Source organism: Sphingomonas sp. LR59 (assembly GCF_036855945.1).
Classification (GTDB): Bacteria; Pseudomonadota; Alphaproteobacteria; order Sphingomonadales; family Sphingomonadaceae; genus Sphingomonas.
On the sequence record NZ_JASPFL010000001.1, the window covers coordinates 3,042,724 to 3,062,423 of the forward strand.

Annotated in this window: 12 protein-coding genes and 2 pseudogenes; 2 read left to right on the plus strand and 12 right to left on the minus strand. The window is 67.1% G+C overall.

What is annotated here, in order from left to right:
• Positions 1 to 58 precede the first annotated feature (58 nt).
• Both QP164_RS14170 and QP164_RS14175 read right to left on the minus strand, forming a co-directional pair.
• Complete coding sequence (locus QP164_RS14170; RefSeq protein ID WP_333923550.1) at positions 59 to 2,689, minus strand: TonB-dependent receptor; 2,631 nt, start codon at positions 2,687 to 2,689, stop codon at positions 59 to 61.
• A gap of 84 nt (positions 2,690 to 2,773) precedes the next feature.
• The gene (locus QP164_RS14175) at positions 2,774 to 4,096 is read right to left on the minus strand and encodes a sugar porter family MFS transporter (RefSeq protein WP_333923551.1); all 1,323 of its coding nucleotides are present in this window, start codon (positions 4,094 to 4,096) and stop codon (positions 2,774 to 2,776) included.
• A gap of 215 nt (positions 4,097 to 4,311) precedes the next feature.
• Between QP164_RS14175 and QP164_RS14180 the strand changes: the two genes are divergently transcribed.
• Positions 4,312 to 5,274 (plus strand): protein CsuE, encoded by a 963-nt coding sequence (locus QP164_RS14180; RefSeq protein WP_333923552.1) that lies wholly within the window; start codon positions 4,312 to 4,314, stop codon positions 5,272 to 5,274.
• Here QP164_RS14180 and QP164_RS14185 read toward each other — a convergent pair.
• From QP164_RS14185 to QP164_RS14230, 10 genes and pseudogenes are all read right to left on the minus strand, one after another.
• On the minus strand, positions 5,259 to 7,685 hold the full coding sequence (locus tag QP164_RS14185) for a DUF3772 domain-containing protein (protein ID WP_333923553.1): 2,427 nt from the start codon (positions 7,683 to 7,685) through the stop codon (positions 5,259 to 5,261). The two genes, QP164_RS14180 and QP164_RS14185, sit on opposite strands and share 16 nt — an antisense overlap.
• Before the next feature lie 504 nt (positions 7,686 to 8,189).
• Positions 8,190 to 10,291, minus strand: a pseudogene (locus QP164_RS14190) (ATP-binding protein).
• Positions 10,292 to 10,343: 52 nt separating this feature from the next.
• The gene (locus QP164_RS14195; protein ID WP_132895788.1) at positions 10,344 to 10,706 is read right to left on the minus strand and encodes a lysozyme inhibitor LprI family protein; all 363 of its coding nucleotides are present in this window, start codon (positions 10,704 to 10,706) and stop codon (positions 10,344 to 10,346) included.
• Positions 10,697 to 11,758: a biotin synthase BioB gene (bioB, locus tag QP164_RS14200; protein WP_333923554.1), complete on the minus strand. Its 1,062-nt coding sequence runs from the start codon at positions 11,756 to 11,758 to the stop codon at positions 10,697 to 10,699. Before bioB ends, QP164_RS14195 begins: the two co-directional genes overlap by 10 nt.
• A pseudogene (gene scpA / locus QP164_RS14205) lies at positions 11,755 to 14,022 on the minus strand (methylmalonyl-CoA mutase). The gene bioB and the pseudogene scpA overlap by 4 nt, the downstream one beginning before the upstream one ends.
• A 129-nt stretch (positions 14,023 to 14,151) precedes the next feature.
• Positions 14,152 to 14,937, minus strand: a complete 786-nt coding sequence (locus tag QP164_RS14210; protein WP_333923555.1) for an enoyl-CoA hydratase-related protein — start codon at positions 14,935 to 14,937, stop codon at positions 14,152 to 14,154.
• Positions 14,938 to 14,947: 10 nt separating this feature from the next.
• Positions 14,948 to 15,370, minus strand: coding sequence for a methylmalonyl-CoA epimerase (mce, locus tag QP164_RS14215; RefSeq protein ID WP_132735338.1), 423 nt, complete (start codon positions 15,368 to 15,370; stop codon positions 14,948 to 14,950).
• A gap of 5 nt (positions 15,371 to 15,375) precedes the next feature.
• Complete coding sequence (locus QP164_RS14220) at positions 15,376 to 15,597, minus strand: hypothetical protein (protein ID WP_055882014.1); 222 nt, start codon at positions 15,595 to 15,597, stop codon at positions 15,376 to 15,378.
• A gap of 358 nt (positions 15,598 to 15,955) precedes the next feature.
• Positions 15,956 to 16,468 carry a hypothetical protein gene (locus tag QP164_RS14225; RefSeq protein ID WP_333923556.1) on the minus strand — a complete coding sequence of 171 codons (513 nt, stop codon included), beginning with the start codon at positions 16,466 to 16,468 and terminating at the stop codon, positions 15,956 to 15,958.
• 135 nt (positions 16,469 to 16,603) lie between these two features.
• Positions 16,604 to 18,130, minus strand: coding sequence for an acyl-CoA carboxylase subunit beta (locus tag QP164_RS14230; RefSeq protein ID WP_133020235.1), 1,527 nt, complete (start codon positions 18,128 to 18,130; stop codon positions 16,604 to 16,606).
• Positions 18,131 to 18,230: 100 nt separating this feature from the next.
• Here QP164_RS14230 and QP164_RS14235 point away from each other — a divergent pair, with 100 nt between their 5' ends.
• Positions 18,231 to 19,625, plus strand: coding sequence for a helix-turn-helix domain-containing protein (locus QP164_RS14235; protein WP_333923557.1), 1,395 nt, complete (start codon positions 18,231 to 18,233; stop codon positions 19,623 to 19,625).
• Positions 19,626 to 19,700: the final 75 nt, after the last annotated feature.

Consider the following 19,700-nt stretch of genomic DNA (forward strand, 5'->3'; position numbering starts at 1 on the left):
GCCTATGGGTCCCCGCGTCCGCGGGGATGACGGATAATGTTTGTCGGGGGGCGAGGGTTTAAAAGAAGAGCTTGCGGATGCTGAGGCGGACGGTGCGGCCTAGCGGGTCGAGGTAGTCCGGCTGGTAGTTGTTCGGGGTCGCGCCCGTCGCGTCGGTGACGCGCTGGCGGGTGTTGAGCACGTTGTCGACCGACAGGCTGATCCGCATGCCGCGCAGCCACGGATGCGCCTTCACCCATTCGAGCCGCTGGCCGAGATCGGCGAACAGCCGCGCGTTGGCGGTCGCCAAGCCACCGAAGTTGAGCGTTTCGGGTGCCGCCGCGGTGCCGCCAATGACGCGCGTGCCGGTCGCGTAGTTGGCGGAGATGCGCGCGCCGAGGCCGTTGTTGGTATAGCCCGCCTGCGCCTCGAGTTCATGGCGCGATTGACCGCCGCTGTTGCCGATCGCGTCGCCATTCAACAGGTCGAGGCTAGGGCCGCCGTTCGCGACGAGTACGCGATCGGTGAAATGCCAGGTATGGTAGACCGCGAACTGGAGACGCCCGCCAGCTTGGCCGCCACGACCGCCAAAGCCGCGCCCGCCGCCCCCGCCCGGACCGCCACCGCCCGGACCGCCACCGCCAGGTCCGCCTCCGCCTGGACCGCCCCCGCCTGGACCACCGCGCGGGCCATCGCCGCCTGCCCCTTCCGGACGACGAAAACCGCCGGGCGGCTGCATCCCCTCGAACGGATTGGGGCCGGTGCCGGCGCGATACGCCTCCAGCTCCTTCTGGATCTTCGACTTGAGCGGCGCGGAGAAATTGATTCCCCAACGCAGTTCGGAGCGGTCGCTGCGCGCGAAATTGATCGGACGGCTGTCGACCTGCAGCAGGTTGCCCGCAGCATCGCGCGTGAACCGATCGGGGAACGCAGCCTCGATCGCCGCGGTCGCCGACGGGAAGGCGGCGATCGGATTGTCGACCCGGCTTTCGACGTAATTGGCGGTGATCGACAGGTCCTTCGCCGACCATGGCTTCAGCGTCACCCCGATCTTCTTGACGTGGTTGTTGTCCGAGACGAGGTTCGGATTGCCGCCGCTGATCGTCGTGACGGTCGCGGTGGTGCCGCGGACGTAATCGAAGATGCGGACGTTGGGCGTGGTGATCGACGGGTTGCCGAGCTGTTGCGCGGTCGGCGCCTCGTCGGTGTCGGTGACCGAGGCGATCACGCGCACGCCCTCGATCGGCGACCAGTTCGCGCCGTAGCCGAGCGTCGTCAGCGTGCCGAAATCCGACAGATGATCCTCGGCGAGGTTGAAGTTCGCCGACAGCGTGCCGAGGAACGGCAGCACGTCCTTCGACCGGCTGGTCAGCGGCAGGTCGACATTGACCTGGCCGTTGACGGTATCGCGCGACACCTGGCCGCGCTGGGTCAGGCCGGCGCGGTAGGAACGGCTGTCGAAATCCGCGGTCTGTCCGCCGAACTTGATCGTCGTCGAGACCGCGCCCGCGGGCAGGCTGAACAGGTTGCCGTTCGCGACCGCATCGATCTCGCCGGTGTTCTGCGTCGCATAGGCGCGGTTGCCGGCGGCGGCACCGATATCGCCGGCGGTGAGCCGCGCGAACGGATTGGCGGTCGGATCGCCGGCCCTGAGCTGTGCCTGGAATGCGCTGGCGTCCACTCCATTTTCGGTGAAGGTCTGCGTGTCGCTACGGTCGTAATTGCCCGTGACGTTCCAGCGCCACGTGCCGATATCGCCGTTGAGCGTGGTGCCGAGATGCGCCGCGATCGACGCGGTGCGCTGGGTGAGCGGCAGGAAGCCATCGTCGTTGAGCGCCCGGTACACCGGGGTGGCGCCGCCGACATCGAGCGTCGCGACCGGCAGGCCGTTCAGGCTGCGGCTGTCGGTCGATTCGAGGCGACCGTTGATCGTCGCGCCGACCTTGCCGATGTTGCGCGCATACACGCTGTTCACGGTGAAGGTGCTGCTGGCCGACTGAAGCGTGCGGAACGGTCGCTGGTCGACGATCGCGTTGTCCGCGTCGACCGCGCTGGTCGCGGTCGGCGTGGGCGCTGCGATGTCACGCTCGGATTCGGTCAGCGCCGAGGTCGAGGTGTATTCGGCATGCAGATTGACCCGGCGATCGCGGGCGATGCTGAGCAGGTCGAGCTTGGCATCGGGCGAGTTGCTGCCGCCTTCGGTGGGCATCTTGTCGACGGCTTCGGCGGTCACCGCGCGGAAACGGCGGCGCAGCACGAAGTTCACAACCTTCTGGTCCGCGCGATAGCCGTATTTGAGCGCGACCTCCTCGGGCAGGATCTCGACGCGCTGGATCGCCTCGGTCGGGATGTCGCGGATTTCACTGAAGCTGGAGATGCGGCGGCCGTTGAGCAGCACCACCGGCGCGCCACCGCTGCCGCGTCCGCTGGTGGTCTGCGGGCTCAGTTCGTTGAGCAAGTCGGAGATCGAACTGACGCCGTAGGAGCGGATCTCGGCCTGGCCCAGCGTCTGGTCGGGGGGAATGTCGCCAATCACCGCGCCGGGCAGTTTGCGCGAACCGGTGACGACGATCTCCTCGGATTCGGCGCCCTCGTCCTGCTCCTGCGTCTGCGCGGCGGGCGCGGAAGCGGCGGCAGGTTTCGACGGTGCCTGTTGCGCCGCCGCCATCGCGGGCACGCTCGCCGCCAGAACCAGACCCAGTTTACGCATACCCGTCACCCCGATGATCGACCGTCGATCAGGCGCTCCGACTAGCCGCGAATTGTCGCAGGATTATGCCGGTTCGGCGACGAATTATCGCGCCATGTAGGCGTCCATCTCCTCCAGCGGCACGCCCTTGGTCTCGGGGAAGTAGAGGAACACGGTCACGAACTGCACCGCCATCATCGCCGCGAAGAACAGGAAGGGCAGCCCCGCCGACCACGCCGCGGCGATCGGGAAGACCTGCGCGATCACCGCGTTCCAGCCCCAATGGCTCGACGAACCGATGCTCGATCCGCGCGCACGGACGTTCTGCGGGAACACTTCCGAGATATAGACCCAGATCACCGCGCCCGAGCCGGGGGCGAAGAACATGATGAAGACGATCAACGACGGCAGCAGCAGCCAGCTGGGCAGCACGCCGAGCAGCGCGAGCCCGCCGATGGTGAGCGCGCCGGTCATCCCCGCCGAGCCCCACAGCAGCAGCGTGCGGCGCCCGATCCGGTCGATCAGCAGCATCCCGAGCAGCGTGAACACCATGTTGGCGACACCGATCATCACCGCCTGCAGGTCGGGCGAGAGGCTGCCGCCCGACGCCTTGAAGATATCGTTGAGGTAATAGAGGAACGCGTTGATGCCGCTGAACTGGTTGAACAACGCGACCAGGAAGGCGAGCGTGATCGGCTTGCGGTGGCGCGTCCAGGAGAGCTTGGCATCGCCCTTTGGTGCGTCGAGGTCCTGTCGCGCGATGTCCGGGCTCATGCCGACCAGCGCCAATACCTGCTTCGCCTCGACGTCGCGCCCCTTGGCGAGCAGCCAGCGCGGCGAGTTGGGGATGCGGAACAGCAGTGCGAAGAACACCAGCGACGGCGCTGCGACGATCCCCAGCTTCCACCGCCACTCGACGTCGCCGAGATCGAGCGACCCGATGACCGCGTTCGAGACATACGCGAGCAGGATGCCGAGGATCACCGCGAACTGGAACCCACCGACCATCTTGCCGCGCTGGGCGGGCGGCGCGAGCTCGGCGATATAGGCGGGCGCGAGCACCGACGAACCGCCGATCGCGATGCCGTTGATGAAGCGGAAGCCGAGGAAACTGTGCCAGTTCCACGCCAGCGCACAGCCGAGCGCGGTGACGACATACAGGAAGGCGAGCATCCGCAGCACGTTGCGACTGCCATAGCGATCGCCGGGCATACCGACGAACAGCGCACCGATCAGCGTTCCCCAGAGCGCCGACGACACGGTGAAGCCGAGCCACGCCTCGCTCAACGCGAACTTCGCCTTCAGCGCGCCGGTGACGCCCGCGATCACCGCGGTGTCGAAGCCGAACAACAGCCCTGCCAGCGCCGCGGTGGCGACACTCGCTATGAGGACGGTGCTGGGGCGGGTTTTGGAGGGGGCGATCGTCATGTCGGCTGTTTCGAATGTTTCGGCGGCCCCGGCAAGACCATCGCAGGCCATTTCGACCTGCGGAAAGACCCGAAACAGGTTCTTCAAAACGCATTAACGAATGCCGGCCAAGGATCTCCGCCTATCTTGTGCCTGGGGGCCGACGCGTTGACGACCGGATTGACGAAACTGTTCTTCGCCCTCGTGGCCTGCACGCCGTCCTCGGCCTGGGCGGCGTGCGCGGTCACCAATACCGGCCCGACCGCGCTCGGCACCTATTCCCCCCGGCGCTGGTCGCTGGTGCGCCGCCGTACAGCGCCGTACCGGGCGGCTTCGATTGCCCCTCCACGGTCATATCGTTGCTGACCGGCAATTTCCTGCGCGCGACGGTGACCAGCGCGGACGGGTTCAAGCTGACCTCGACCAACGTCGCCGATACAGTCACCGCACGCTATGTCGTTGCCGCGGACAGCGCCGGGACCTATCCGTTCACGCCCGGCACGCCGTTCGTCTACATGAATGGCGGCATCATCAACCTGCTAGGGCTGCTCGGTGGATCGGCACGCAACGTCCAAATCCATGTCCGCCCCTCGTCGCTGACCGCCGTCGCGCCGGGCACGTACAAGGGCAGCTTCACGATCGGCTGGGAATGGCGCTTCTGTTCGCTGCTCGGCGTCGGTTCGCTATGTGCGGGCACGCTCGACCAGAGCAGCGCCGTCACCTCGGCCAAGGTCGACGTGACGATGATCGTCTCGGCCAGGCCAGTGGCGGTCGTCATCACCACGCGCACGACCTATGATCCAATCTCGACCATCAACAATCCGCGCGCGATCCCCGGCAGCAAACAGCGCACGACGATCACGCTGACCAACCCCGACATCGTCGCGGTCGACGCCAATTCGGTGGCCGTGGTGCTGCCGACGCCCACGCGGGCCGCGGTCGCGCTGGACGGCGACGGGACCGCCTCGTCCGCGTTCGTGACCACCGCGGAGGGATCGCCTGCGTCGTCGCTGGCGGTGACCTATGCCACCCCCGCGAGCGCGACCGACGACGTCGATTTCTCGGCGAACGGCGGGACGAGCTGGACCTATGATCCGACCACCACGCCCAAGGCGGTCACCACCATCCGCATCCGCCCGCGCGGGACGATGGCGGCAGGGTCGAGCTTCAGCGTGTCGCTGCCCTACGCCCTGTTCTGATCGGCGTTCTGATCGGAGTTCTGACCGGAGTTCTGATCGGTGATGGGCGAGCCCGGCAGCGCGCCGATCAGTTCCATCTTGGTCGCGGTCGAGCCGACTTCGATGCCCGCCTCGCGGAACTGGCGGAGCAGCGTGAACAGCAGTTCGCTGCGGATCGGATAGGCGTCCCGCGGGCTCGCCACGTACGCGAAGCAGTTGAACTTCGCGCGGCCGGCGTCGATCGAATCGATGAACACCTTGGATTCGGGATCGTCGAGCACCTCGTGCTTCTCCGCGAACGCCGCGAACAACATCGTCCGCACCGCGTCGAGATCCTCTTCGAGCGGCACCGAGAATTGCAGCTGGATCCGGCCGATCGGCGCGGCCAGCGTCATGTTCTGGATCGTCTTGGTGATCAGTTCGGAATTCGGCACGATCAGCGTCGATCGGTCCGCGACCTGGATCTCGGTCGAGCGCACGTTGATCCGCTTCACGTCGCCCTCCATGTTGCCGATCCGGACGAGGTCGCCGATCTTCACCGGGCGCTCGGCGAGCAGGATCAGCCCCGAGACGAAGTTCTGCGTGATCGCCTGCAGACCGAAGCCGATCCCGACCGACAACGCGCCGAGCACCACGGCGAGCTTCTCCATGCCGATGCCGAGCGCGCCGAGCGACCACAGCACCGCGGCGATGATGCCGGCATAGCGCGCGACCATCGTCACCGAATTCTGCGCGCCGGCATCCATCGCGGTGGTCGGCAGATAGCTGTTCACCAGCCAGTGCTGCAGTCCGCGCATGATCGCCAGCGCGACGAACAGCACCGCGATCGAGCGCAGCACCGCCCCCGGCGAGATCGTGACCTGGCCGATCGTGATGCCGCTCGCGACCGTGCCGAACAGCTCGAACACCGAGCCCACCCCTGCCCCGAACGGCGCCATCACCGCGCCGACCGCGAGCATGATCAGCAACAGCCGCAGCACCGCCGACAGCAGCACGCCGATCTGGTCGACGGTCTTGTTGTCGACGCCGAACCCGCTGTTCGCCGAGCGACCCAGGCGGTTGCCGCTCGACAGCAATGTCCGGCACGCATCGTCGGTGAAGGTCATCATCAGGTACAGGCTCGCGCCGACGATCGCGCCCCAGACCAGCCACGTCGCAACCTTCAGCGCCAGGTTCACATAGCCGATCAGCCCGGCGCCGAGCGCGACGATCAGGACCAGCCAGACCAGCGTGGCGACGATCGCGAGCAGCGTGTTGCGCGCAGGCTTCGACGGATCGGGCAGCGCGGCGGCGCGTAGCCTGCCTAGCGTCACCAGGATCGCGCCGAGCAACACGATATGGAGAAGCGCGACGACCGCGTTGGCCGCACTCGACGCGGGCGCACTGACGCCGATCAGCAGATTGGTCGCGATCAGCAGCTGCCCGAAGAAGATCAGCGCCGCCGCCATCCAGCTATACGGCCTGAGTGCCTGCGCAGCGGCGTCGCCGATCGGCAACAACCGCCAGGTCGGCTGGGTCCGCAGCAACAGCGCGCCACCGAGCGACGACACGAACGCGCAGAACCACGAGATCCCGACGAAGATCGCGCCGAACCGACTCCAGGCGGGCGAGACGAGCCCACCCCAGCGCAGCGATGCGACGATCGCCCACGCCGCAAACCCCGGCAGCGCGGTCCCGATCACGACCAGCCACAGTGCATAGGCCGAACGTCGCAGACGGCCGCCGGGCGTATGGTTGGCCGCATAGCGTCTACCGACGCCGTGCAGCCAGCGCCGCAGCGGCACGATCAGCACCAGCGCGGCGAGCATCCCGACGAGCAGGCCGGTACCCGCGCGCGTATCGAACCGCGTGCCGAACTGACGCACCTCGACATTGGCGAACCGCGTCAGTCGCGCGGTGTCGCGCGGCAGGTGATCGACGATCGCGGCCCACAGCGTCGGCGACAGCGGCGAGCCGGTGTTTTCGGACAATTGCTGGCCAAGTTCCTCCGCCTCGGCCGCACCGATATCATCGATCTGCTGCTTGGCCTCGATCCCGATCAGCCGCGCGCGCTTGATCGCCGAGTCGATCGCCGACTGGCTTTGCGCGAGGAGCTTGCGTTGCTGACGGATCTCGGGGGCTTCGACGACGCCGGGAGTGGCGGCGCCAAGTTCGGTAACGCGCGCCTGGACGAGCGCCATCTCGGGGGTGAGCGTGCGGACCGCGTCGGCAGCGGTGGTCTGCACGACCTGCGCGCGCGTGCGGAGAGCTTGCCGCGCCTTGTCGTCCCGCGCGGCGGGGGTGGCGTCGTCGATCGCCTGGAGTTCGGCCGAGGCTTGGGTCAGGCTGGCGGCGACGGTCGCGACCTTCGCCTCGTCCTGCGCGATCGCGGGGAGCGCGGTGACGGCGGTGACCGCGAGGAGGAGCGCGGCGAGGTAGCGGAAGAGGGTCATCCGGGGTGCTGTACAGTGGCGGGAGGGGAAACGGGAGGGGGCGGCGTTGGGCTTGGGTCCCGGCACCGCTGCCGCCGTTTTCGGCAAAGCCTCAGGATGAGCGCTTGCCCATCACACGTCCCACCCCGGCGAAGGCCGGGGCCCAGTTGGCAAGGTCGCGGTAACGGGGCGCCGGTCTCGATCATCAGCCGCTCCCAACTGGGCCCCGGCCTCCGCCGGGGTGGCGCTATTGGAGGGCGATCCCGGACACACGACCGCGCCCTGCGTTTCATTGTTCTCCCGCGAAGGCGGGAGCCCAGTCTGGGTCCCCGCCTTCGCGGGGAAACAAGGAGGCGGTCAGGCTCCCCGGAGCGCGCTGTCAGAACTCCCCGTTCGTACTACGTCACCCCGGCGGAGGCCGGGGCCCATCTTTCAGCATACCCACTTCTTTCGGGCGTACGGAACAGCGGATGCCGGGACGAGCCCGGCATGACGGGGCGGGCCGGACATGGCCAGGCGCGTCGCTTAGTCCAGTTCGAGGATCACCTGATCCACCGCGAGACTATCACCCGTCTTCGCGGCAACCGACTTCACCGTCCCCGTCTTCTCGGCGCGGAGGATGTTCTCCATCTTCATCGCCTCGACCACGGCCAGCGGCTGCCCCGCCTCGACCTTGTCACCGGCCGCGACGTCGAGCCGCACCAGCAGCCCTGGCATCGGGCAGATCAGGAACTTCGACAGATCGGGCGCGACCTTCTCGATCAGGTGCGCGGTGTACGGCGCGACGCGGGCGGGCAACACGCGCGCGACGTGGCTTGCGCCGCGGGTCGTGAGCTTGAAGCCGGCGCGGGCCTTGGCGATGCGGATCGTCAGGTGCTCGTCGCCGTCGATCCCATGGCCGTCGGCGACCACCATGCGATCGCCGGGCGTGTATTCGAGCGACAGGTCGAGCTCTTCGCCGTCGACTGTGATGCCGTCGGTCGAGACCGTCACCACGTGGTCGATCTTGTCGATCGTCACCGACCAGTCGGCGGGCGGACGGAGGCGCTTGCCGAGCTGGCCGTCGATGCGGCGGGCGCGGTCGGCCTCCGCAGTGGCGGCGAAGGCAGCGACCGCGGCGAGCGTCTTCAGCAGTCCGGCGTCGGCGGGGGCGCCGTGGAAGCCGTTGGGATATTCCTCCGCGATGAAGCCGGTCGTCAGCGCGCCCGACTGGAAGCGCGGGTGCTGCATGATCGCCGAGAGGAAATCGATATTGTTGCCGGGGCCTTCGAGTTCGAACGCATCGAGTGCGGCGATCTGCGCGGCGATCGCGCCGTCGCGGGTGGGCGCCCAGGTGATGAGCTTGGCGATCATCGGGTCGTAGAACATGCTGACCTCGCCGCCCTCGCGGACGCCGTCGTCGACACGGACGTACGCATCTCCCTCCCGCTTGCGGGAGGGGTCGAGGAGGGGCTGACCCAGCGGCGTCGTGTTCGGCGTGTATGTCACGCCCTCCCTAACCCCTCCCGCAAGCGGGAGGGGAATGCTTGTCTCGGGCGGATTATACCGAACCAGCCGACCGATGCTCGGCAGGAAGCCGCGATACGGGTCCTCGGCATACACCCGGTTCTCGATCGACCAGCCGTTCAGCTTCACCTCGTCCTGCCCAAACCCGAGCGGCTCGCCGGCGGCGACGCGGATCATCAGTTCGACCAGATCGAGCCCGGTGATCTCCTCCGTCACCGGATGCTCGACCTGGAGCCGGGTGTTCATCTCGAGGAAGTAGAACCCCTCCCCGTCGTATCCGCGCCCGAGACGATCAGCTCGACCGTCCCCGCCGAATAATAGCCGACCGCCTGCGCCAAAGCGACCGCCTGCTTGCCCATCGCTTTCCGCATCTTCGGCGTGACGAACGGCGACGGCGCCTCCTCGACGACCTTCTGGTGGCGGCGCTGGATCGAGCATTCGCGCTCGTTGAGATAGACGATGTTGCCGTGCTGATCGCCGATCAGCTGGATCTCGATATGACGCGGGCTCTCGATGAACTTCTCGATGAACACGCGGTCGTCGCCAAAGCTGGCGAGCCCCTCGCGCTTGGTCGCCTCGAAGCCTTCGCGGACGTCCTGTTCGCTATAGGCGAGCCGCATGCCCTTGCCGCCGCCGCCCGCCGACGCCTTCATCATCACCGGATAGCCGATGCCGCCGGCGATCTCGACCGCGTGATCGGTGCTGTCGATCTCGCCGAGATAGCCCGGCACGACGTTGACGCCCGCGGCCTTGGCGAGCTTCTTAGATTCGATCTTGTCGCCCATCGCGGCGATCGCGTTGGGTGGCGGCCCGACGAAGGCGATCCCGGCCTCGGCGCAGGCCAGCGCGAAACTCTCGCGTTCGGAGAGGAAGCCGTAGCCCGGGTGGATGCAGTCCGCGCCGGTTTCCTTGGCCGCGAGCAGGATCAGCTCGGCCTTGAGATAGCTTTCGGCGGCAGGCGCGGGCCCGAGTCGCACGCTCTCGTCGGCCATCAGCACATGCGGCGCGCGCGCATCGGCGTCCGAATAGACTGCGACGGTCTTGATGCCCATCGCCTTGGCGGTCCGCATGACGCGGCACGCGATCTCGCCGCGATTGGCGACCAGGATTTTCTTGAACATCACTCGCCCTAATCTGTGCCGTCTTGCCGGACGCGGTCCGGGTGCGGACTGGTTATTGGTACCACATCATCGTCTTGAGCTGCTTCGTGCGCGCTTGCGTCAGGTCGGTCCGGCACCCGGCAATCGTCATGCCCTGAGCCGAACCGCCGGCATATTGCCCGCCTTCGATCACGCACTGCGTATCGCGGAACTTGAGCCACGCGCGCTGGCTCTCCAGCAGCGCCGCGGCGTAGCCGAACCCGCCGCCACGCGACCCATCCTGCGCATCGCGGCCCTTCATATAGGCGTAGGTTCGCTTCCACTGCGCAGTCATCGCCGCATCCGCCCGCGCATAACTCGTACCGGCCGACGCGTTCATCGTCGCCTGCGACTGCATCGGAGCAGCCGCGGTCATGAGAAGTGCGATCAGCAGCATGTCTTGGCCTCCCGCATAGGCTCCGCACCGACCATCGGCTTCATCCCCAGCTTCGCCAGCAGCGTCGCGTCGGCGCTGTCGCCCGCGTTGCCGGTGGTGAGCAGCTTGTCGCCGGTGAAGATCGAGTTCGCGCCGGCCATGAAGCACAGCGCCTGGGTCGCCTCGGACATGCTCTCGCGCCCGGCCGACAGGCGCACCATGCTCAGCGGCATCGTGATCCGCGCGACCGCGACCGTCCGGACGAACTCGATATCGTCGATCTGCGCCATCGGCGTGCCCGCGAGCATGTCGCCGAGCGGCGTGCCCTTGACCGGGACCAGCGCGTTGACGGGGACGCTCTCGGGATGGCGCGGCAGCGTGGCGAGCGCGTGGACGAAGCCGACGCGGTCGCTGCGCGTCTCGCCCATCCCGACGATCCCGCCGCAGCAGACCGAGATCCCCGCGTCGCGCACGTTCGCCAGCGTCTCGAGCCGATCGCCGAAAGTGCGCGTGGTGATGACGTTGCCGTAATTCTCGGGCGAGGTGTCGATGTTGTGGTTGTAGTAATCGAGGCCGGCGTCGGCGAGCTGCTTGGCCTGATCCGCGTTGAGCATGCCGAGCGTCATGCACGTCTCCAGCCCCATCGCGCGGACGCCTTCGACCATCGCGACAACCTTCGGCATGTCGCGCGGCTTCGGGTTCCGCCAGGCGGCACCCATGCAGAAACGCTGCGAGCCGGCGGCCTTGGCTTGGGCTGCGTCGGCAAGGACGGCGTCGACGTCCATCAGCTTTTCCGCCTTCAGGCCGGAGTCGGACGAGGCCGACTGCGAGCAATAGCCGCAATCCTCGGGACAGCCGCCGGTCTTGATCGACAACAACGTGCAGAGCTGGACTTCGCCGATCGCGTGGTGCGCGCGGTGGACGGTCTGCGCGCGGAACATCAGTTCGTCGAATGGGAGGTCGAACAGCGTGGCGATCTCGGGCCGGGTCCAGTCGGTGCGGGCAACGGGAGCATCGCGCACCAGGCTCGGAGCCACGGCATGTGCGAGAGTACGGAGGAGGGTATCGGTCATTCGGCGGCTTCCTCTTGCGGGGCCATGTTGTGGCCGAGGAGTTTCAACACGTCCTCGGCGGCCTGGATCAGGTTGGTGCCGGGGCCGAAGATCGCCTGGACCCCGGCATCGCGCAGCGCCTGATAGTCCTGTGCGGGGATAACGCCACCCGCGATCACCTTGATATCCGCGCGGCCCGCCTCGCGGAGGTAGCCGATGAGCTCGGGTATCAGCGTCTTGTGGCCGGCGGCGAGGCTCGAGGCGCCGACGATGTCGACGTCCTTTTCCAGCGCGAGCGCGGCGGCTTCGGCGGGGGTCTGGAACAGCGGGCCGGGAACGATCTCGAAGCCGAGGTCGCCGAACATCGATGAGACGAGGTTCGCGCCGCGGTCATGGCCGTCCTGCCCCATCTTGGCGACTAGCATACGAGGTTTGCGGCCCATCCGGCGTTCGGTCGCTTCGACGCCGTCGGTCAGGCGGGTCCAGCGCGCGTCGTCCTCGTACGCGCCGCCGTAGATGCCGGAGACAGGGGTCGGCTGCGTGCCGTAGCGGCCGAACACGTCCTCCATCGCGGCGGAGATTTCGCCGAGCGTGGCGCGCGCGCGGGCGCAGTCTACGGCGAGCGCGAGGAGATTGTTCTCAAATCCTCCCCGATCCGGGGAGGTGGCGGCCGAAGGCTGACGGAGGGGGCGTCCTCGGGCGCATTCGTTTGTGGGACGCCCCTCCACCAGCCGTTGGCTGGTCCCCCTCCCCGTTCCGGGGAGGAATGCGCGCACCTTCACGCAAAACATCGAGCGCGGCTTGGCACGCGGCTTCGTCGCGCGTGGCCTTTACCCGGTTGATGCGTTCGATCTGGCCGGCGCGCACCGCGACGTTATCCACGTCGAGGATCTCGATCGCGTCCTGTTCGGCGAGCTTGTACTTGTTGACGCCGACGATGACGTCCTCGCCGCGATCGACGCGCGCCTGGCGGCCGGCGGCGGCTTCCTCGATCATCGCCTTGGGCCAGCCCGCCGCGACTGCCTTCGCCATGCCGCCCTCGGACTGGATCCGCTCGATCAGGCTCCACGCGCCGTCGACCAGCGATTGCGTCAGGCTCTCGATATAATAGCTGCCGCCGAGCGGATCGACGACCTTGGTCATCCCCGTCTCTTCCTGGATCACGATCTGCGTGTTGCGTGCGATCCGCGCCGAGAAGTCGGTCGGCAGCGCGATCGCCTCGTCGAGCGCGTTGGTGTGGAGCGACTGCGTGCCGCCGAGCATCGCCGCCATCGCCTCGATCGTCGTGCGCATGACGTTGTTGTACGGGTCCTGCTCGGTCAGCGAGACGCCCGACGTCTGGCAATGCGTGCGCAGCATCTTCGAGCGCTCGTCCTGCGCGCCCAATTGCGTCATCGCGCGGTGCCAGAGGACGCGGGCGGCGCGGAGCTTGGCGATCTCCATGAAGAAGTTCATGCCGATCGCGAAGAAGAACGACAGGCGCCCGGCGAACTTGTCGATGTCGAGGCCTGACGCGACGCCGTATTTCACATATTCCATGCCGTCGGCGATCGTGAAGGCGAGCTCGTGGAGCTGCGTCGCTCCTGCCTCCTGCATGTGATAGCCGCTGATCGAGATGCTGTTGAACTTGGGCATCTCGCGGCTGGTGTAGCCGAAGATGTCCGAGATGATCCGCATGCTCGGCTCGGGCGGGTAGATGTAGGTGTTGCGGACCATGAACTCCTTGAGGATGTCGTTCTGGATGGTCCCGTCGAGCAGCTTTCGGTCGACGCCCTGCTCCTCGCCCGCGACGATGAAGAAGGCGAGGATCGGGATGACCGCGCCGTTCATCGTCATGCTGACCGACATCTTGTCGAGCGGGATGCCGTCGAAGAGGATCTTCATGTCCTCGACCGAGTCGATCGCGACGCCCGCCTTGCCGACGTCGCCGGTGACGCGGGGGTGGTCGCTGTCGTAACCGCGATGCGTGGCGAGATCGAACGCTACCGACAGGCCCTTCTGCCCGGCGGCGAGGTTGCGGCGGTAGAACGCGTTCGAGGCTTCGGCGGTTGAGAAGCCGGCGTACTGGCGGATCGTCCAGGGGCGGCCGGCGTACATCGACGCGCGGACGCCGCGGGTGAAGGGGCGAAACCAGGGAGTCCGGGGTCTTCGCGCACGTCCTGCGCGGTGTAGAGCGGTTTGACGTCGATGCCTTCGGGGGTCGGCCAGGTTAGGTCGGCGCCTTTGACTTCCTTGGCGGCGAGCGCCTGCCAGTCGGCGAGCGTGGGGTTCGGTTTGTCAGTCATTACCTAGCACCTAGTTCCCCGGCGAAGGCCGGGGCCCAGCCCCTCGAATATACCGCGCGCGGGAGCGCGTTCGATGCTGCGCATCGAGAATGGGCCCGGCCTTCGCCGGGGAACGAGTAGCAGAAGCCATCACTTGCCAGTGAACACCGGCTTACGCTTCGTCAGGAACGCGATACCGCCCTCCATCGAGTCCGCCGAGCCCCGCGCATCGCGCTGGTTGGCTGCTTCGGCCTGCATCGCGGTCGAGTAATCCGTCTCGTACGCCGCAGTGATCGCCCGCCGCATCAACCCCAGCGCAACCGTCGGCATTGCCGCCAGCCGCTCGGCCAGCGCGAACGCCTCGGCATCCAGCGCGTCGTCGGCAACGACCTTGTGGACCATCCCCCAGTCGAGCGCCTTGGCCGCCGGTATGCGCTCGCCGAGCATCATCATTTCCGCCGCGCGGGCCTTGCCAATCAGCCGCGGCAGCATCCACGACGCGCCGCCATCCGGCACCAGCCCGATGTTCACGAACGCCTGAAGGAAATACGCGGTCTCGCTGGCGACGCAGAAATCGGCGGCGAGCGCGAGGCTGCAGCCGATCCCCGCGGCGGGCCCGCGCACCGCGCTCACCACCGGCACCGACAGATCGGCGATCACCGCCATCGTCGGGTTATAGCTGCCGGTCAGCGCCGCGAACGTCGCCTCGCCCGGATTGTCCGAACCAAGCGCGCCGCCGCCGACATCCGCGCCCGAGCAGAACGCGCGGCCTGCGCCCGCAATCAGCACCGCCCGCGCACCATCCAGCTCACCCAGCGCCGCGCGCAATTCCTCGAACATCGCCGGCGGCGCGGCGTTCAGCCGGTCGGGCCGGTTGAGCGTCAGCACCAGCACGTCGCCGCGCCGCTCGCTCAGGATATGCTCGTACGCGGCCATCAGATCTCTCCTAGTGCGCGCCGGTATCGCCCGGCGTCTCCATCAACTCGACCAGCATGCCGCCAAAGTCTTTCGGGTGCACGAACACGATCGGCGTGCCATGCGCGCCGATCCGCGGCTCGCCCAACACGGTCGCACCCTTCGCCTTCAGGTCGGCGACCGCCGCATGGATATCGGCCACCTCGAAGCAGACATGATGCTGCCCGCCCGCCGGGTTCTTGCGCAGGAAGCCGGCGATCGGCGAACTCTCGTCATACGGCTCGATCAGCTCGATCTGGGTGTTCGGCGCATCGATGAAGCAAACTTTCACCCCCTGCGCTGGCAAGTCGAACGGCTCGCCGATCGCGGTCGCGCCGAGCAGCAGGCGATACGTCTCGACCGACTTCGCGATCGACGGAGTCGCTACCCCGACATGGTTGAGCCGGCCCAGCATGGCGGTCATCCTTCGATCCTCGGGCTGTCGGGCGTCCGGCGCGCCATCGCGGCGCCCTCGATCAACCCTTCGATACGGCTGACACGCTCGCGCAAGGCGACGTGGCTGTCGGCAAGACGCGCCAAGCCGGCACTCAGCCCCGTGAGTTTCGCGTCGAGCCCATCGAGCCGCTCCTGATAGGTCAGCAACGCCTTGATGACGCCGAACGCCTTTTCGGTCGCGCTCATGCGGCGTGGCTCATCGGCACCGGGTCGCCCGCCAACGCACGATCGATCGCTTCCAGCGCGCGGTCGATCGACTGCTCCATCGAATCGATCTTCGCATGCCATTGCGGCAGCATCGCCTCGATCTCCGGCAGGATCAGCGCGAACGCCTTCTCATCCTCCCCGTCGGCGCGATCCTCCGCCGCGAGATATCGCGTCGAAGCTTCCCGGAGGACATGGCCGACGGATTTACCATTGCTGGCAGCAAAGGCATCGAGCGCTGCCTTATGATCGGGGAGGTCAAAAACGTCACGCGTTCAGTCTGCATGTCACGACTCCTTATCATGACATGATAATGTGCGGACGATCGCGATACAACGCGTCATTCCGCTGGCTCCGCGGCGGGCTTGGCCGGCACCGGCGGGACGACGCCGAGTGTATAGCCACAGACGCCGAGCACCTGCCGGATCATCGCATCACCGGTCGGCGCGACGAAGTTTGCCTGTACCGCGAAGCTGGCGCCGTTGGTCGTCTCGACCCGCACCGTCTTCGATTTCACCAGGAAACTGGTCAGCTTGGTGATCGCCGCGGGATCGGCGATGTAAGTACCGGTCCCCGGAAACTGCCAGTTATAGGTGAATGCCGGCCCACCATCGAAGCGCACCGCAACCAGCTTGTCGGCGCCCGACCCGAGCGGTTGCGGCTGGATGAACTGGATCGACACGATCGGCTCGGAGGCGACGTCGCACTTCACGACGAAGCGCGAGAGGCCGTCGTTACCGGTGACCGAAGCGGAGATGCTGCGGACACCAGCCGGGTTGGTGCGGTCGGCGAGCTTCCAGATTGGCGTGGGCGTGGGCGAAGTGGCTTGCAGGAGCAGGAGAAACGCGAGCATCAAACCTCCGTCCCCGTAGACGTCATTACCCCAGCAGAGGCTGGGACCTCAATCCGCAAGCCCGTCCCCTGCGACCCAAGTCCCCGGCTTTCGCCGAGTCGACGCGTCAAGGACTGGTCCACGTGACGTACCGGGTCACAGCGGGATGTTATCATGCTTCTTCCACGGATTCTCCAGCGCCTTGCCGCGGAGCTTCCGTAGGCCCAGCGCGATGCGGCGGCGCGTCGAGTGCGGCTGGATCACTTCGTCGATGAAGCCCTTCGACGCGGCAACGAACGGGTTCGCGAACCGCGCCTCGTATTCTGCCGTCCGCTCGGCGATCTCTTCCGGCGTCTTGCCGCGGAAGATGATCTCCACCGCGCCCTTCGCACCCATCACCGCGATCTCGGCGGTCGGCCATGCATAGTTGAGGTCGCCGCGCAGGTGCTTCGAGGCCATCACGTCGTATGCGCCACCGTAAGCTTTGCGCGTGATGACGGTGATCTTGGGCACGGTCGCCTCGGCATAGGCGAACAGCAGTTTCGCGCCGTGCTTGATGATGCCGTTATGCTCCTGCGCGGTGCCGGGCAGGAAGCCGGGAACGTCGACGAAGGTCACGATCGGGATCTCGAACGCATCGCAGAAGCGCACGAACCGCGCGGCCTTCTTCGACGAATTGATGTCGAGTACGCCCGCGAGCACCATCGGCTGGTTCGCGACGAAGCCGACCGTGCGGCCCTCTATCCGGCCGAAGCCGGTGATGATGTTGGCCGCATGCGCCGGCTGCGTCTCGAAGAAATCGCCTTCGTCGACGGTCTTCCGGATCAGCTCGTGCATGTCGTAGGGCTGGTTCGCCGACGCCGGGATCAACGTGTCGAGGCTCTCCTCGATCCGATCCCACTCGTCCGCGGTCGGCCGCTCGGGCACGCCCTCACGGTTCGATGCGGGCAGGAAATCGAAGAAGTCGCGCGCGGCCAACAAGGCCTCGATATCGTTCTCGAACGCGTTGTCGGCGACCGACGTCTTGGTGGTGTGAGTCACCGCGCCGCCCAGCGCCTCCTGCGTGACGACCTCGTTGGTCACCGTCTTGACCACGTCGGGGCCGGTGACGAACATGTAGCTCGAATCCTTCACCATGAAGATGAAGTCGGTCATCGCGGGGGAATAGACCGCGCCGCCGGCACAGGGGCCCATGATCAGTGACAACTGCGGCACGACGCCGGACGCGAGCGCGTTGCGCTGGAACACCTCGGCATAGCCGCCGAGCGAGGCGACGCCCTCCTGGATGCGCGCGCCGCCGCTGTCGTTGAGGCCGATAATCGGCGCGCCGACCTTCATCGCGCTGTCCATCACCTTGCAGATTTTCTGCGCATGACGCTCGCTCAAGGACCCGCCGAACACGGTGAAGTCCTGGCTGAAGACGAAGACGAGACGGCCGTTGATCGTGCCCGATCCGGTGACCACGCCGTCGCCGGGGATCACCTGGTCCTGCATGCCGAAATCGACGCAATTGTGCTCGACGTACATGTCGAGCTCCTCGAACGAACCCTCGTCCAGCAGCACGTCAAGGCGCTCCCTCGCGGTGAGCTTTCCCTTGGCGTGCTGCGCTGCGATCCGCTTGAGGCCTCCGCCGACTCTGGCGGCTTCGCGGCGGCGTTCAAGCTCTTCGATCGTCGATGACATCGTCTCTCCGTCCTGCTGATTGCCTTCACAGAGCGGGATGCGATGCGCAAATGCAATGTTGCAAACTTGCTGACGTGATGTTTGCAAACTAGGCGGAGGGATGACCCTGCCTGCACGTCGCCTCTTCGTCGGACACCGCCTGCGCGACCTGCGCCGCGTGCTCGGAATCAGCCAGGCGGCGATGGCGGCGCGGATCGGGCTTTCGGTGAGCTACCTCTCGCAGATCGAGAATGGCGATCGCCCGGTGACCGAGGGCGTGCTGATCACGCTCGCGCGCGAGTTTCCGGCGGATTGGGGGAGCATCGACGCGGCGGACGATACCGCGTTGCTGATCGCGACGCTGGAGGCGGTGTCGGACACGAGTGTGGAGGCGCCTGCGCTCGACGAGACCGCGGTGCGGCGGGCGGTGAAGCACCAGCCGTTGTTGGCGCAACGGCTCGTCGCAATGCACGACGCGTATCGGCGCGCGCAGGAGCAGTTGCGCGCCCTCGACGACCGGCTGGTCGCGGGATCGGGCGCGCCTGGGTTGCTGCCGTGGGAGGACGTGCGCGACTGGTTTCACGCGGCGGGCAATTACGTCGATACGCTCGACCGGCGTGCGGAGGAGATCGGAGAGACTCTGGGTGCGGATCGCGTGTCAGCGCTTGAGGCAAGGCTCGCGGTTCGCGGAGTTTCGGTGGCGATTTCGGGCGCGCTGGCCGCGCCGTTGCGCGATTACGACGGCGCGACCTTGCGGCTCGACGGGTCGCAGCCAGGGGAGACCACCTTGTTCTCGCTGGCGCATCAGGTCGCGCGGCACGAGTTCGGCGACGTCATCGGCGGGATCGTCGCGGCATCGGAGATGGCGTCGGAGACGGCGCGCGCACTGCTGACGGCGGGGCTGACCAACTACGCGGCCGGGGCGATCGTCATGCCCTATACGCGCTTTCGAACGGAGGCGCGGAGTGTCCGCCACGATATCGACCGGCTGCGGCGGATCTTCGGGACGAGCTTCGAGCAGACGTGCCATCGGCTGTCGACCTTGCAGCGACCGGGCGCGCTGGGCATCCCATTCTTCTTCTGCCGGGTCGACATGGCGGGGAACATCACCAAGCGGCACTCCGCCACGCGGCTGCAGTTCGCGCGGTTCGGAGGGGCGTGTCCGTTGTGGATCGTCCACGAGGCGGTTGCGATCCCCGACCGCATCCTCACCCAGCTGATCGAGACGACCGACGGCATCCGCTACGTCTCGATGGCGAAGGGTCTGGTGAAGCCGTCCGAGACGTATACGCGGCCGGCGCGGCGCTATGCGGTGGCGCTCGGGTGCGAGGAGGCGAATGCGTCGGAGTTCATCTATGCGGACGCGCTGGGGACGGGCGGGATCGCGACGCCGATCGGGTCTTCGTGTCGTGTTTGTTTGCGGACGGACTGCGACCAGCGGGCGTTTCCACCGGCGGCGAGTGGGATCAGGGTCGATCCGGACCGGCGCGGGGCGGTGCCGTACGAGGTGGTGTGACGGACGCCTCTGTCAGAGCCGCCTCCCCGGCGAAGGCCGGGGCCAAGTCGGAGGACGGCAATAACAAGGGGCAGC

Excerpts from the sequence above, each read along its gene's own strand:
- QP164_RS14195 (WP_132895788.1), bottom strand. The coding sequence starts at position 10,706 with ATGCTGCTGATCGCACTTCTCATGACCGCGGCTGCTCCGATGCAGTCG.
- QP164_RS14220 (WP_055882014.1), bottom strand. The coding sequence starts at position 15,597 with ATGAGCGCGACCGAAAAGGCGTTCGGCGTCATCAAGGCGTTGCTGACC.
- mce (WP_132735338.1), bottom strand. The coding sequence starts at position 15,370 with ATGCTGGGCCGGCTCAACCATGTCGGGGTAGCGACTCCGTCGATCGCG.
- QP164_RS14170 (WP_333923550.1), bottom strand. The coding sequence starts at position 2,689 with ATGCGTAAACTGGGTCTGGTTCTGGCGGCGAGCGTGCCCGCGATGGCG.
- QP164_RS14185 (WP_333923553.1), bottom strand. The coding sequence starts at position 7,685 with ATGACCCTCTTCCGCTACCTCGCCGCGCTCCTCCTCGCGGTCACCGCC.
- QP164_RS14210 (WP_333923555.1), bottom strand. The coding sequence starts at position 14,937 with ATGGCCGCGTACGAGCATATCCTGAGCGAGCGGCGCGGCGACGTGCTG.
- bioB (WP_333923554.1), bottom strand. The coding sequence starts at position 11,758 with ATGACCGATACCCTCCTCCGTACTCTCGCACATGCCGTGGCTCCGAGC.
- QP164_RS14230 (WP_133020235.1), bottom strand. The coding sequence starts at position 18,130 with ATGTCATCGACGATCGAAGAGCTTGAACGCCGCCGCGAAGCCGCCAGA.
- QP164_RS14175 (WP_333923551.1), bottom strand. The coding sequence starts at position 4,096 with ATGACGATCGCCCCCTCCAAAACCCGCCCCAGCACCGTCCTCATAGCG.
- QP164_RS14225 (WP_333923556.1), bottom strand. The coding sequence starts at position 16,468 with ATGCTCGCGTTTCTCCTGCTCCTGCAAGCCACTTCGCCCACGCCCACG.
- QP164_RS14235 (WP_333923557.1), top strand. The coding sequence starts at position 18,231 with ATGACCCTGCCTGCACGTCGCCTCTTCGTCGGACACCGCCTGCGCGAC.